11 protein-coding genes are annotated in these 12945 nt (G+C 36.2%); 3 read left to right on the top strand and 8 right to left on the bottom strand.

All coding sequences use genetic code 11. From position 1 onward, the window contains the following. Positions 1-91 precede the first annotated feature (91 nt). Positions 92-802, top strand: a complete 711-nt coding sequence (gene deoD, locus AC3HD6_RS20005; protein WP_123908932.1) for a purine-nucleoside phosphorylase — start codon at positions 92-94, stop codon at positions 800-802. 80 nt (positions 803-882) lie between these two features. Here the strand turns inward: deoD and AC3HD6_RS20000 are convergent, their stop codons facing one another. The 5 genes from AC3HD6_RS20000 to AC3HD6_RS19980 all read right to left on the bottom strand — a co-directional run bounded on the left by AC3HD6_RS20000 (position 883) and on the right by AC3HD6_RS19980 (position 5306). Next, complete coding sequence (locus AC3HD6_RS20000; protein WP_488897931.1) at positions 883-1668, bottom strand: TatD family hydrolase; 786 nt, start codon at positions 1666-1668, stop codon at positions 883-885. Further along, complete coding sequence (locus AC3HD6_RS19995; RefSeq protein ID WP_488897930.1) at positions 1652-2881, bottom strand: hypothetical protein; 1230 nt, start codon at positions 2879-2881, stop codon at positions 1652-1654. Before AC3HD6_RS19995 ends, AC3HD6_RS20000 begins: the two co-directional genes overlap by 17 nt. A gap of 48 nt (positions 2882-2929) precedes the next feature. Further along, complete coding sequence (locus tag AC3HD6_RS19990) at positions 2930-3757, bottom strand: SIR2 family NAD-dependent protein deacylase (RefSeq protein WP_488897929.1); 828 nt, start codon at positions 3755-3757, stop codon at positions 2930-2932. 186 nt (positions 3758-3943) lie between these two features. Next, positions 3944-4597: a hypothetical protein gene (locus AC3HD6_RS19985; RefSeq protein WP_488897928.1), complete on the bottom strand. Its 654-nt coding sequence runs from the start codon at positions 4595-4597 to the stop codon at positions 3944-3946. Continuing rightward, a complete protein-coding gene (locus AC3HD6_RS19980) occupies positions 4587-5306 on the bottom strand; it encodes a DUF434 domain-containing protein (RefSeq protein WP_488897927.1) in 720 nt (239 codons plus the stop codon). The genes AC3HD6_RS19985 and AC3HD6_RS19980 overlap by 11 nt, the downstream gene beginning before the upstream one ends. A gap of 308 nt (positions 5307-5614) precedes the next feature. On the opposite strand from AC3HD6_RS19980, the gene AC3HD6_RS19975 reads away from it, so the two are divergent. Beyond that, entirely contained in the window at positions 5615-6469 is an 855-nt protein-coding gene (locus tag AC3HD6_RS19975) for a hypothetical protein (protein WP_488897926.1), read from the top strand. Positions 6470-6587: 118 nt separating this feature from the next. Beyond that, on the top strand, positions 6588-7445 hold the full coding sequence (locus AC3HD6_RS19970; protein WP_488897925.1) for a DUF4822 domain-containing protein: 858 nt from the start codon (positions 6588-6590) through the stop codon (positions 7443-7445). A gap of 203 nt (positions 7446-7648) precedes the next feature. Here the strand turns inward: AC3HD6_RS19970 and AC3HD6_RS19965 are convergent, their stop codons facing one another. The 3 genes from AC3HD6_RS19965 to AC3HD6_RS19955 form a co-directional block, all read right to left on the bottom strand. Then, on the bottom strand, positions 7649-8695 hold the full coding sequence (locus tag AC3HD6_RS19965) for an MBL fold metallo-hydrolase (RefSeq protein ID WP_488897924.1): 1047 nt from the start codon (positions 8693-8695) through the stop codon (positions 7649-7651). 11 nt (positions 8696-8706) lie between these two features. Further along, on the bottom strand, positions 8707-10287 hold the full coding sequence (locus tag AC3HD6_RS19960; RefSeq protein WP_488897971.1) for a Na+/H+ antiporter: 1581 nt from the start codon (positions 10285-10287) through the stop codon (positions 8707-8709). 860 nt (positions 10288-11147) lie between these two features. Further along, positions 11148-12902, bottom strand: a complete 1755-nt coding sequence (locus tag AC3HD6_RS19955) for an alkaline phosphatase D family protein (protein ID WP_488897923.1) — start codon at positions 12900-12902, stop codon at positions 11148-11150. Positions 12903-12945 lie beyond the last annotated feature (43 nt).

Genomic DNA, 12945 nt, shown 5'->3' with positions numbered 1-12945 from the left:
AATTCCTGATAAACCAGCTTTATGATTTCACTTTCCACAATGACAGGGTCAATATAAAAGTTATTATATTTGTGCCATTCAAAATAAAGTTATGAGTATTCACATCAGTGCTAAAAAAGGAGAAATTGCTAAAGTAGTATTGCAGCCGGGGGATCCGCTTCGTGCACAGTATATTGCTGAAAATTATTTAGAAAATGCAAAGCTGGTAAGCAAAACCAGAGGTATCTTTTATTATACAGGTCTTTATAAAGGTAAAGAGATTACTGTAGGAGCTAGTGGAATGGGATTCCCTAGTATCGGAATCTATTCTTTTGAATTATTTACAGAATATGAAGTAGATACAATCATCAGAATCGGAACATGTGGAGCTTACAATACAGATCTTAAGCTTTTTGATATTTTAAATATTGAAAATGCTGCCAGCGAAAGTACATATGCTAAATATGCCTGGGGAATTGAAGGTGATATTCTTCCTCACCAGGGAAATATCTTCAATACCATCAATGAAACGTCTAAAGAGTTATCTATAGATGCTAAAGCGATCAATATCCACAGTAGTGATATTTTCTACAGAAAAGATCCTAACACTCCTGAAATTGCTACAAGATACAACTGCCCGGCAGTAGAAATGGAAGCTTTCGGATTATTTGCCAACGCACAGCATTTAGGTAAAAATGCGGCGACTATTCTTACGGTAACTGACATTATTCCAACTCATGAAAAAATCTCTGCTGACGAAAGAGAAACTGCTTTGAAACCAATGATGGAATTGGCTTTAGAGTCTGCAATCAAAAGTTTGTAAGAAAAGGATAAAAGCGAATTTGCTGATTCGTCTTTCAACCATATAAAAAAAGAGCTTTACTGGATCAGTAGAGCTCTTTTTTATAGTCTGAAAAAATTTCTGGCAGTTTCTGTCGTTTCATCTGCAACTTCAGAAATACTGATCTTCTTCAGATAGGCAATCGTCTGTGCCACATAAGGGAGGAATGAGGGTTCATTTCTTCTGTTCTGCATTCTCGGCATATTCTTCGGAAGCATGAATGGTGCATCGGTTTCAATCATCATTCTGTCCAGGGGAACATATCGGATTACTTCTTCTAAATGTTTAAATCTTTTTTCATCGCTGATGGCTCCGGTGAACCCCAAATAAAATCCTTTGTCCAGATATATTTTAGCTTCATTCAGCGTTCCGGTAAAACAATGTACCACAGCTTCCGGTAATTGAGAAAGATAATCATCTGTGATTTCATTAAACCTTTTAAAAGCTGACCTTTCATGGAGAAAAAGAGGTTTATTCACTTCTATTGATAATTCTAACTGAGCTTTATAACAGCTTTCCTGAACCGGTCTTGGAGAAAAATCACGATCGAAATCCAATCCGCACTCTCCTACTGAAATTACGTGCTCCTGCTTCAAAAGCTTTCTAAGTTCATTACTGCTTTCATGATTAAAAGACTTTGCATCGTGAGGATGAATTCCTGCTGTTGAAAATAAGATATCAGGATATTCTTCTGCAATTTCTGCTGATTCCTTACTTCCACGGACGCTAGTTCCAGTGAGGATCATAAAGTCTACTCCATTATCCATTGCGCGGTTAATGATTTCTTCGTGTTCATTATAGAACTGTTTATTGGTCAGGTTAATGCCAATATCAATGTATGTATTCATTTGTTTTAAAATTTTTGTGTTTATTTAAGCAGGCTGGAAGATGGGAGTTATGAAAGTCATAACGAACGGTCATTACTTTTTTATCATGACTTTTAGTCGTAATATCCCTAAAAGTAACATCCGGCTTCATTCCTCCAGCTTCCAGCCTTTTAATTTTATTTTGCCGGGTTACAATTTCCCAGTTTTCACTTTGTTTAGGATTAGATTCTTGAGTCATAACGAGTCTAAAGTTAAGTTCGCCTTTATTTTTATTGCTGAAAATATTGAAGGATAGGTTTCCTATATTAATCTCATCCTCCGACATCTTATGAGTCAGGTAATAGCTCTGAATAGCAGAAAGATCTTTCTGAATATATGCATTTGCATTTTTAACTAGAAAACTCATAAACTGTTTGCGTTTCTCTCCGATAGATTTCAGGCTTGTATCAGCTGTTTTATAACTTCCTTCAAAAATAATCACCAGGTTATCACATCCTGACAATTCTACTGAAGCTTCAAAATCTTTTGAAGTATACTTCTCTTCGACAGTTTCTGTGTAATTATGTCTATCAATACTTCTTTTATGATCAGAGCTTGAATTGAAGATCTTTTTGTCCTTCCATTTGGCTAAAGAACAACTGGTAAGATAGGACTCTTCGAACACATTTCCATCTTTGTATACAAAAGACAAATTTGTAGATTCAAGGCTGTCTACCGGTTTATCGTATGAACGATAGTTTTGTTGTGCAGTAGCTTTCAGTTTTCCGCCTTCATAAGAGATTCCATCCAGGATATTGTATGAAAAGGGAGCTGATTCCTGTATTTCATGCCTTTGACTGATCTTCTGGTCTTTTCCCATAATAATATAGATGATTTCTGAGTTGGTATTAGCATTTCCGCCCAGCATTCCTTCGGAATTTCTTTCTATGATATAGTCGGTAATTCCATCATTATTAAAATCATCAGACGCTATTTTGTGAAAGGTTACACTATATGAATCCCCATCATTATTGAAAGAAACAGTATAATTTTTATAATCTATTTCTTCAGGTTTCTCATTCCCCACTTCTTCATCCAGTAAGACTTTAAGAATATCAAAATCTTTTTGTAATGCTGTATTATGCATAGTTTTTACAGCTATTAATGAATCTTTTTTTTCTTCAGATTTACTGCTTTCTTTTCCTTTGCAGGAGAACAAGACCAGAGTGAACGTTGAGAGTAAAATATATTTCATAGACTATCGTGATTTGGAAATGGAAATTTAAATCATTTCCAACTTATATTAGGAATGCATAATATCTTTAATCAACGAGCTCAGTTTTGGAAGTGCTGAAGAACTGCTCTCCTGCATTAAATTCAAGGTTTTATATCCTTTGAGAATAGCATGAAAATAAGTATCATTTTCAGGATTGATGATAACGATATGCTTGGCTCGTATTTTTACAGTTTCTACAATATTTACGGGTAAAGACGTAGATCCGGAAGTACCGATTACAAATAATACATCTGTATGATCTGCAATATCACATACGGTATCAAAATAGTAATATTTTTCATTGTAACACTCATCAAACCATAATGTGTGAGGTCGCAGCCAACTGCCACATTTTGTACATTTCAATCCATCAATATCTTCCTGAGCAAGATCTTCTATATATTCTTTTTGTTTTACTTGTTCCGGAAAATCAATAGGCCCGCTGCATTCTTTCGAACAGCGTACCATCTGTTTATTTCCATGAATTTCATATACCTTATTTACTCCCGCCCTCTGATGAAGTCCATCTATATTCTGAGTAACCAATCTGAATCTATCTCCTAAAAGTTCTTCAATTTCAGTAAGGGCAAAGTGTCCTGCGTTGGGTTGTGCTTCCTGGATCAGCTTCTTCCAAAACAGATTGTATTGCCACACTTCTTCGGGCTCTTGTTTAAAATATTTCAATGTTCCGAATTCTTCCGGACGGTGATATTTCGTTCCTTTGATCCAGATTCCATCTATCGAGCGGTAAGTAGGCAGTCCACTTTCTGCAGAAATTCCGGCTCCGGTAAGGAATGTGATATAACCTTGTTTTTCTTTGATTATTGTATTTAATATTGATTGTAATGCTTCCATGTTTTTAGTTTTAAAAAAAGAAATTGGATATGAATTTATCTCTATCAATTTTCTTCGTCGGCAAAAGTACTTATTAGAAACGCAATCTTTTTGCGTAGAAAAAGATTTCTTTAATTAAGTTGTAAAAATGGAAGTTACTATAGACAAAGAAACCTTCAGTCTCATTTTTCCCACTTCCAGACTTTTCTACTCATTGATAAATTTTTCCAAAAAACCTATCAACTTTGTTCCGCCATGACTCCAGCGGATTCCGTGCCCTTCTTTTTCTCTGACTTCAAACACCAATTCGTGTTTATAATGAAAGAAGACATTCCACCAGGTTTTATTTTCAAGGATGTACCGAATTTTCTGCATTACTTTTTCCTGTTTTTGCTGGTTATTTCCTTTGACTTCGCCCCAGAAATTTTCTTCTATTCTTCCAGTATGTTTTTCCCAGGCACGCTGTGCAATGGTAATCTCTTCGTTAAAGGGCTCCTGGCAAGCTTTAATCAAAACAGAAGTTAGGGGTGGAACCGCCGTTTCATCACGAATACTTGCTGAGGTTAGCCTTTGGCCTAAAACAATCAGCCAGTCTTCAAAAGATATTTTTTCCAAATACTTTGCTTTAACCTCATCAGCGTCATTACAGGTAAAGATATTAACAAACTGATTAAAGACTTTTTCCCTGTCAATGCTTATTTCTTCATTAAAATAAGGCAGGTTCCAGTCTAATATTTTATCTTGAAATTTTTGAATGTTTTCATCCAGCATCTTTAAATGCTCTTCTGCCAGAATAGACTTATATTTTTCCTTCCATTCACCTGAAATGAAAGGAATATAGTGTTCAAAATTATTGATCATAGCATTGTATCAGATTAACAGATAAGTTTTCTTCCTTAATCAGATAGCCGATGAGGTTGAACCATTCTTTGCAATGATCCAGAATCCAGGCATCTGACGAAATAATTGCTGACGAAATTTCTGTAAGAAATTTATCTGGACTATATTGTAATTCTGCTTCCCAATTGAGCTGATTTTCTATCGCAAAATCTAGAACAATCTGTTTAATTCTTCCACTATTGGAAACCGGCTGGTCAAAAACCCAGACTAATTTCTGAACCTGGCTTTTTTCAAAAAATATAGCTGCAAGCTCTATAGCTCTATGGGTTTGGTTTACCCTTTTATATGTTCCATGAACACCGGAAAGATCACGGAAACAGCCATCTGCACCTTCAAAGATATAAGCTTCAGACAGCAAGCTTTCCAGTAAAATCAACACATTGAAGCCATCAAGATAAACGGTTTTATCTTTCAGTTCTGATATTTCCAGCTGCTTTTGTCTTCTGTCATAAATCTGTCTTTCGGATGCTGAAGCACCACGCAGCACCTGTACCTGTCGTGTCTTTAGTCTATATCTGTTTCCGACAAGATTAGATGCGGCTCTTTCTGCATAACCTTTGGTGAGTAAATACTGCATATCCTGAACGGCAAGTTTCAGTTTGCTGATTTGTTTTTCTGAACCGAACAAGGTATCGTCGCCTGTATTTTTTCCGCGATTTCTGTTATTCATACTCAAAAATAGAATTTTTAAAGATAAAGTTCTCGCAGATTTTTCGCAATTGCCTACTAAACATGAAAACTATAGATACAAATATCAATAATGTTTTTCACAAATGGCACCATCTCATATTGCACAAAGAATATATTCACTAAGGAAAAGATGTAAACACTTAAGAGATTTAAAGCTAAAAACTTTGAGTATAAAAAGTACACAAAAGTTTTATATCCGAAATCATCTGCGAAATCTGTGTGATCTGCGAGATTAATAGTTTTTTCATAAGGCAGTTTATTGTACTTTTAAGGAAAATACACCAAGTCATGAAAATAAAGAATCTGTTTTTGTTTGTTTTAGTATGCTTCTCTTTTTGTATGCTAAGCTGTGAAAACAAAACGAAAGAAAAGGTGATTAACCTCGCAGGTTTTGGTAAAAACCCTGAAACCCTGAAAAATGTTGATAACTTTGATAAAAGTACTAAAACGATTCATGTATTTGTTGCCTTATGTGATAATAAATACCAAGGAATTGTTCCTGTTCCCGAAAAAATAGGAAATGGCCAGGACCCTGATCAGAATCTGTATTGGGGAGCAGCTTATGGAATCCGGACTTATTTTAAAAAGAGTAAGGAGTGGAAGCTTTTAAAGGCTGAAAAAAAGGATTCAATAAGGATGGAAAGGCTTATTTTTCAGCACACCTCAAAGAAAGATTATTACCTGGTTGCTGATGCTTATGATGGGCAATATATAAAAAATTGCACAAAGGACTTTTTCTATAGCAGTTCAGGACAGATCAAGGATGTACTTTCTATTAATAATACCAAGATTGGGTTGTACGGAAATTCCAAACTCGTTTCTTATATAGGACATGACGGATTAATGGATTTTCAATTATCCGAATCTTTTAAAAATACAGATGGACAGACAAGAGACTGTATCATTTTAGCCTGTTACAGTAAAAGGTTTTTCTCACCATCATTACAGGAAACGAAAGCTAATCCTTTGGTTTGGTCCAGCCATCTGATGGCTCCTGAAGCTTATATTCTGCATGATGCTTTAACAGGCTATCTCAACAATGAATCAGGTGAAGAAATCAGAAGCAGAGCAGCACTGGCCTATTCAAAATATCAGAAATGCAGTGTAAAAGCAGCCAGAAGTCTTTTAGTGACAGGATGGTAATATCATTTTATTCAACCTAACAGGATATTGGTTATATTTTTTACAACAAAAGAGATATTTTATACAACAGATTTGACATGGATTAGGAATAAGTTTGCAAATACTTAAAAATACCTTTATGAATACACTGAAAAAACTATGTTATCTGTCTGCAGCAATATTTCTATCTGTTTCTTTTGTTTCATGCTCCAGTGATGATAACGAAATTGCTATTGAACAGCAGACTCCCTCGCAAGTTCTGGCCTCTACTCCTTGGGAAACAACAGGAGCTAAGGATAAAAATGGAACTAATGTAGCATTAACAGATGCCAGTGTAGCTGGTTATGTAGGTTTTGCTTACTTTAAAGCAGACGGAAATTTTGCTATTTACAGCTTAACTGATGTATTAAGATCAAGGGGAACCTGGTCTGTAGATGCTCAGGGAAAGACAAGAAGCATTACTTCTTTAAATCCGGATGAATCAATCATCTTCAAGCGTGATGTTGAAATTCTTGTTTTAAACAAAAATGAATTCACATACAGAATCCGTCCTAATGAAGCTGATCCATCAATCTATTATGATATTATCCATACAAAAACGACTCATGCTGAGCCAAAAAACGGACAGCTTACGTTAGCTTCTACTCCATGGAAAACTACTGATGCTAAAGACAACAGCGGAACTTCTGTAGCATTAACGGACGCAAGCGTGGCTGGCTATGTAGGATATTCTTATTTTAAAGCTAATGGAACGTTTAAAATCTTCGGATTAAATGATGTCTTAAGATCTCAGGGAACATGGTCTATTTCGCCTGATGGGAAGACAAGAACACTTGTTGCCTTAGATGCTAATGGGAATGTGCTTTTCACCCGTACTGTAAATATTCTTGTACTGAACGAAACTACATTTACCTACAGAATTACTCCAGATGCAGCTAATCCGGCTATATTTTACGATATCATTCATACAAAGGATTCTCACAAGGAACTTCAGTAGTGATTATTTTTTTGATAATAGGGAAAACCTGCTCAATAATAGGCAGGTTTTTCTTATCATTTTTTTGTTCTCCTTTTGAAGAGATTGGTTGAAAATTGTGAAGAGATCTTCATCACGCAATTGAACTAGGTTCATTTCATAGATATTCAGTATGGATTGAATGAAAGCATCATTTTAATTCGATTCAAACGAGTTATTGATTCTTACCAATACTCTTCCCACCATTTTTTCCAGGTTACATTTTCCAATTGATCCAGATCTACTTTTTCTCCTATAACAGGCAGAGTAATAGGCTGATTATTTTCTTCTGCATTTTTAGCAGCAAGCTCTACCGGTTCAAACCATGCATGCTGAGAAAGTTTGAATTTTGAATGATGAACAGGAATAAAATTTTTAGCTTTTAATTCCTTTACTTCTCCAATAAGCTGATCCGGTAATGTATGAATGTATGGCCATTTTTCATTGTATTGCCCACATTCCATGACAGCCAGGTCAAACGGGCCATATTTATTTCCAATTTCGGTAAAATGATTTCCATAACCGCTATCGCCGCCTAAAAACAGATTCTTGCTTGGAGTCTTTAATACAAATGAGGTCCAAAGAGATATATTTCTATTCAATAATCTACCGGAGAAATGTCTTGCCGGAGTAAGGGTAATTCGGAAACCATCAGCAATATCTATACTTTCCCACCAGTTTTTCTCAATAATCTTTTCTGTTTCCCAGCCCCAGTATTCAAAATGCTGCCCAGTTCCTAGCCCACAAATTACCTTTCCTACTTTATTTTTTAAAGCCTGTACCGTTTTATAATCCAAATGATCCCAATGATCGTGGGAAATCAATAGAAAATCTATATCCGGCATGTGTTCCGGCTTATAATAATCTGCTCCTTGAAACGCTTTTATAGATCCGGGCATTGGTGAAGCGTTTCCACTAAAAACAGGATCTATCAAGAATTTTTTGCCATCAACCTGTATAAAATAAGAGCTATGCCCGAACCATACCAAAACATTTTCTTTTGGAGAAAGGTTTTTAAGATCTGTAACCACAAACGGAAGTGCAGATTTGGGTGAAGTATTCTCTACCTTACACAAACTGTTCAGAAGGGCTTTGGTCATACTTTCTCCTTCTAATAAAGCTGGTGTGATGAGTATATTCTGAAATCTTCCATTGGCATAATTGGGAAGTGTGCTGAAGTATTCCTTTCTTTTTTCATCAGGAAACTGCCCGAGCTGTTTTACTAAATTCATTCCTTATTTTTTTACATTCTGAGCCTTTCTTCTTCAAGATCCAGCCTTGTTAAATAATGTCTTATATATTCCTCGTCTATATTCGGATTTCGTCTGTTTTCTTCCCGCAGCCAGATGCGCTGCTGTTCGAGAGTTTCAAAATAAATCTCTTTGGCATCATCTGATAATTTATGGGTAGAGCCTTCTTTATCTTCCTGTTCCCAACGATCCATCAATTTATTGAAGTATTCATTTTCATTTCTTCGCTCTTTATAGTTTTCATCAAGATATCTGAAAGCCACCTTGCGCATTTCTTTTCTCAAATAATGTTCGGATTCTTCCTCAGACAAATATCCTCCTCCTGTATCTGATAAATTAAGTTTTTTAATCAATGACGGTAAGGTAAGCCCTTGAATGATAAGGGTAGCCAAAATCACAATAAAGGTAATGAACAGAATAAGATCACGATGGGGAAAAGGTTGTCCGTTATCCATCACAACAGGAATGGATAAAGCAGCTGCCAGAGAAACTACTCCACGCATACCGGTCCAGCTCATCAATATTGGAGCTTTCATTCCAGGGTCTCTATCTGCTACATTAATGAAGTTTCGCATAATTAAGGTTACGAAAACAGCTCCAAAAGAAGCAAAAAAGCGAACCACAATGAGTACAGCTGTAATTAACAATCCATAACCTACCGCATTGGAAAGGCTTATTCCTTCCTTGTCCAACCCTACCATAATTTCCGGAAGATCTAGCCCAATTAATAGAAATACAATCCCGTTAATCAGAAATACAAAACTTTCCCAGACATTGGAGCCTTTGAGCCTAGATTCTGAAGTTCGGAAGACTTCATGTCTTCTAACGGAAAGAAACAATCCACCGCTCACTACCGCCAAAACACCGGAAGAATGAACTTCTTCAGCTGCAATATACATTACATAAGGAGCCACCAAGCTGAGTATAGCATCCATATTGACATCGGTGGGGAATATTTTCTCAATTTTAAGAAAGATAAAGGCTAATACGACACCTATTCCTAACCCTCCAAATACCATCCATCCAAAACTTACCGCTGCATCCTGCCATATAAACTGTCCGGTTGCTACTGCTACCATTGCAAATCTAAAGATGATAAGAGAGGAAGCATCATTGAATAAACTTTCGCCTTCTAAAACTGTGGATAGATTTTTAGGTACTTTTACAAACTTTAAAATAGCTCCTGCACTCACGGCATCTGGTGGAGAAACAATTCCGCCCAATACAAAACCTAATGCTAATGAAAATCCAGGAATATAAGAATTGGCCACAAAGGCTACTGATATAGCAGTAAGAAATACTACGATAAAAGCAAAGCTGGTAATAATCCTTCTCATTTTCCAGATTTCCTTCCATGAAACGGCAAATGCAGCTTCATACAACAATGGAGGCAGGAAAATGATGAATATAAGTTCGGGATCTATTTTTATGGGCGGCAAGCCGGGAATAAAACTAATTAACAGGCCTGCAATCACCAGTATAATGGGATAAGCCACTTTTAAACGATTGGCCAGCATAATAGCTCCAATAATAACAAGAACCAGCCCGAGATAATATATAAAATTCTCCACCATTTGCTTTTTCAATTAATTGTGTGAATCTAATTTATATATTTTTTGAGAAATATGATTGTTTTTTATTTGATTTTCAAACTGAATCGAACAATATCTATGATTATCTTTCTCTGGAGTTTACATTTTATCATATTTGAAATTCTTAAATATTTAGTTTTGGCTAAAGTCAGATGATTTTTTTATTTTTTTCAGGCGGGCCAAAGCTGACCTCTATTGATGGAGCTGAAGACCAATTGAAACTTATTACACAAGGATAAATGATTTAAGATGAATTGAATAACCACAGATCACCAGATTATCACAGATGATTGCGGATAGTATTGAAACCAAAACTCCAAGTAAGGTTTAAAGGTATCATCATTCATTACTTATTATTCATTACTCATCAATTAGCCCGGATAGTAACGGTTACCCCACAGCATAAGCTGGAAAGCTGAAGGGCTTGAAGTTGGGGCGCACTGGTGCGAGGAGTATGAGTGGATAGCCGGAGAAAGCTCCTGAAAATAATAAAGACAACTCATTGCGCTGCTTTCATTATATGGTGATGAATATAATTTATTGATTTCTGAAAACCTTTTGGGGAATTCCTGTTTTCTTGTGGAAGAACCTGGTACCTTTATATTCCCGGAGAATAAAAAAAGGAAACATTGCAAGGGCTATAAACACAACCAACAATGCTGCTGCTCCGAAAATATTAATCAGACAAGTGATTAACCAGCTAGTTGGAAAACTAATGGTAAAAACTTTTTTCTAAAATCCTCTTGCATCTGTTCAAGATATGACAAAAATGTGCATATAAAAAGCTCCAGTATTATCTGAAGCTCTGTACAAAATTGAAAAATAAGATCTATTCTTAAAAACTATGAGATTGTATATTTTTTTTCTGTAGAAACGTTATAAATATCAGAAATCACATTATCTACAAACCTCCATTCTGCATCAGAACTTCCGGTAGTAAATTTCACATGCAGATAGCCTCTTTTATAAAGGTTGGCATACTCCAGATCATCAATCAGTGAAGAAAATGCCTGAGCCAGAGCAATCGCTTGGGTAGGATCTGAGGTAATCCCAAGATAACCTTCAAGTCCTGGTGAAGAAACAGAACTGCATGCTAGCTCGGTTCCTATAAATTTACCTTGTGCATTGGTAAGTTTTCCCAACCATGCATTATGGGTATCTCCTGCCAACACAACAATTTTTTTATCGGCAAGGATAGAATACAACTGCTCTCTTTCTATGAAGTATCCGTCCCAGGCATCTAGGTTATAAGGTAATGTAGTGTTTATTCTTGCTATTTCCTGTGGTGTAAGTGTAGGGTCCTGAGCTTTGTATCTTCCTTTTATGACGACCAGCTGTCCAATGGTATTTTGAAGGGCCTGCATTGTTGCTGGTTGGGCACTTCCATGGTTTTTTATTTCTGCTAAAATCTGGTTCAATAGCATTAATAGTTCTGCTGGAACCATCATTTTGGTCATTAAGATCTGTTGTCCCAGAACCTTCCATTTAGCGGAATCAGCATTGATCTGTGAACCTAACCATGCCATCTGTTCGCTTCCGATCAGTTTTCTGTTGGGGTCTAAAAAGTCTGCTTTAAACTTTCCCTGATCAAAATTTCCGGTATTATCCAGATAATCTGAATACTCCAATTGTTTATCTCTTGCAATCACCCTTGTATCCATCATATAAAGAGATACAATATTTCCGAAATTGAAACTTCTGTAAATTCTAAGATCTTTTCCCGTTTTGAGAGGAATATATTCGCTGTAAGCCTGGAATGCAGCTTTTTTTCTTGCCTCAAAATCACCTTCATCCGGTTGATGATTTTCTGCTCCGGATGTATAGGTATCATTGGCAAATTCATGGTCATCCCATACACAGATAAAAGGTTTTTTCTGATGAGCCAATTGAAGGTTTTTATCTCCTCTATATTGTCTGTATCGTTCTCTGTAATCGTTCAGATTCAGGATTTCTTTAGCAGGTTTATGTGCTCTTCCTAATGAGTTGGTATAAGGATTGGTTCCGTATTGGCCCGGTGCATATTCATAAATATAGTCTCCAAGATGTACAACAATATCTGCTTCAGATTTGGCAACCGCTCCATATACATTGAAAAGTCCCGCTGGAAAATTAGAACATGAGACTACCGCCATCTTGACATCGTTCACTGTGTCTGTTTTAGATGGCAATGTAATGGTTTCTCCTGTTACACTTACTTCCTTAGTTTTAAGGTTATAGAATCTATAATAATATTTAGTATTAGACGGAATATTCTGTACATCTACGGCTACTGTAAAGTCATTAGCAATTGAAGCACTGGCCTTACCATTTCTTAAAACTTCAGAAAAATTGCTATTTCTGCTTATTTCCCAAGTAATATCTGCATCTGCTCCTCCAGAATATCTTGTCCATATAATAACTCCAGCGGCTGTAGGATCAAAGCTGGCTACTCCGGTATCAAAACCAGAATTTTTAAGGTCATCAGGAGCTTTTCCACTGTCGGTAAAATCATCATCACTACAGCTTATCATCAGAGGAGCAATGAAGAGTCCTCCGGCTGCTAGGAGTGAATTCTTAAGAAACCTTCTTCGGTTAAGTTGGTTGTTATTTTCCATCATTACTTTTTTTGCAAAGCAACAGTATTCCACGAAAAAGGCTGTT

Source organism: Chryseobacterium sp. II3a (assembly GCF_057815135.1).
This window is presented reverse-complemented; position numbering and strand designations above follow the sequence as displayed.

Coding starts and splice junctions, on each gene's coding strand:
- deoD (WP_123908932.1), top strand. CDS start 92: ATGAGTATTCACATCAGTGCTAAAAAAGGAGAAATTGCTAAAGTAGTA.
- AC3HD6_RS20000 (WP_488897931.1), bottom strand. CDS start 1,668: ATGAATACATACATTGATATTGGCATTAACCTGACCAATAAACAGTTC.
- AC3HD6_RS19995 (WP_488897930.1), bottom strand. CDS start 2,881: ATGAAATATATTTTACTCTCAACGTTCACTCTGGTCTTGTTCTCCTGC.
- AC3HD6_RS19990 (WP_488897929.1), bottom strand. CDS start 3,757: ATGGAAGCATTACAATCAATATTAAATACAATAATCAAAGAAAAACAA.
- AC3HD6_RS19985 (WP_488897928.1), bottom strand. CDS start 4,597: ATGATCAATAATTTTGAACACTATATTCCTTTCATTTCAGGTGAATGG.
- AC3HD6_RS19980 (WP_488897927.1), bottom strand. CDS start 5,306: ATGAATAACAGAAATCGCGGAAAAAATACAGGCGACGATACCTTGTTC.
- AC3HD6_RS19975 (WP_488897926.1), top strand. CDS start 5,615: ATGAAAATAAAGAATCTGTTTTTGTTTGTTTTAGTATGCTTCTCTTTT.
- AC3HD6_RS19970 (WP_488897925.1), top strand. CDS start 6,588: ATGAATACACTGAAAAAACTATGTTATCTGTCTGCAGCAATATTTCTA.
- AC3HD6_RS19965 (WP_488897924.1), bottom strand. CDS start 8,695: ATGAATTTAGTAAAACAGCTCGGGCAGTTTCCTGATGAAAAAAGAAAG.
- AC3HD6_RS19960 (WP_488897971.1), bottom strand. CDS start 10,287: ATGGTGGAGAATTTTATATATTATCTCGGGCTGGTTCTTGTTATTATT.
- AC3HD6_RS19955 (WP_488897923.1), bottom strand. CDS start 12,902: ATGATGGAAAATAACAACCAACTTAACCGAAGAAGGTTTCTTAAGAAT.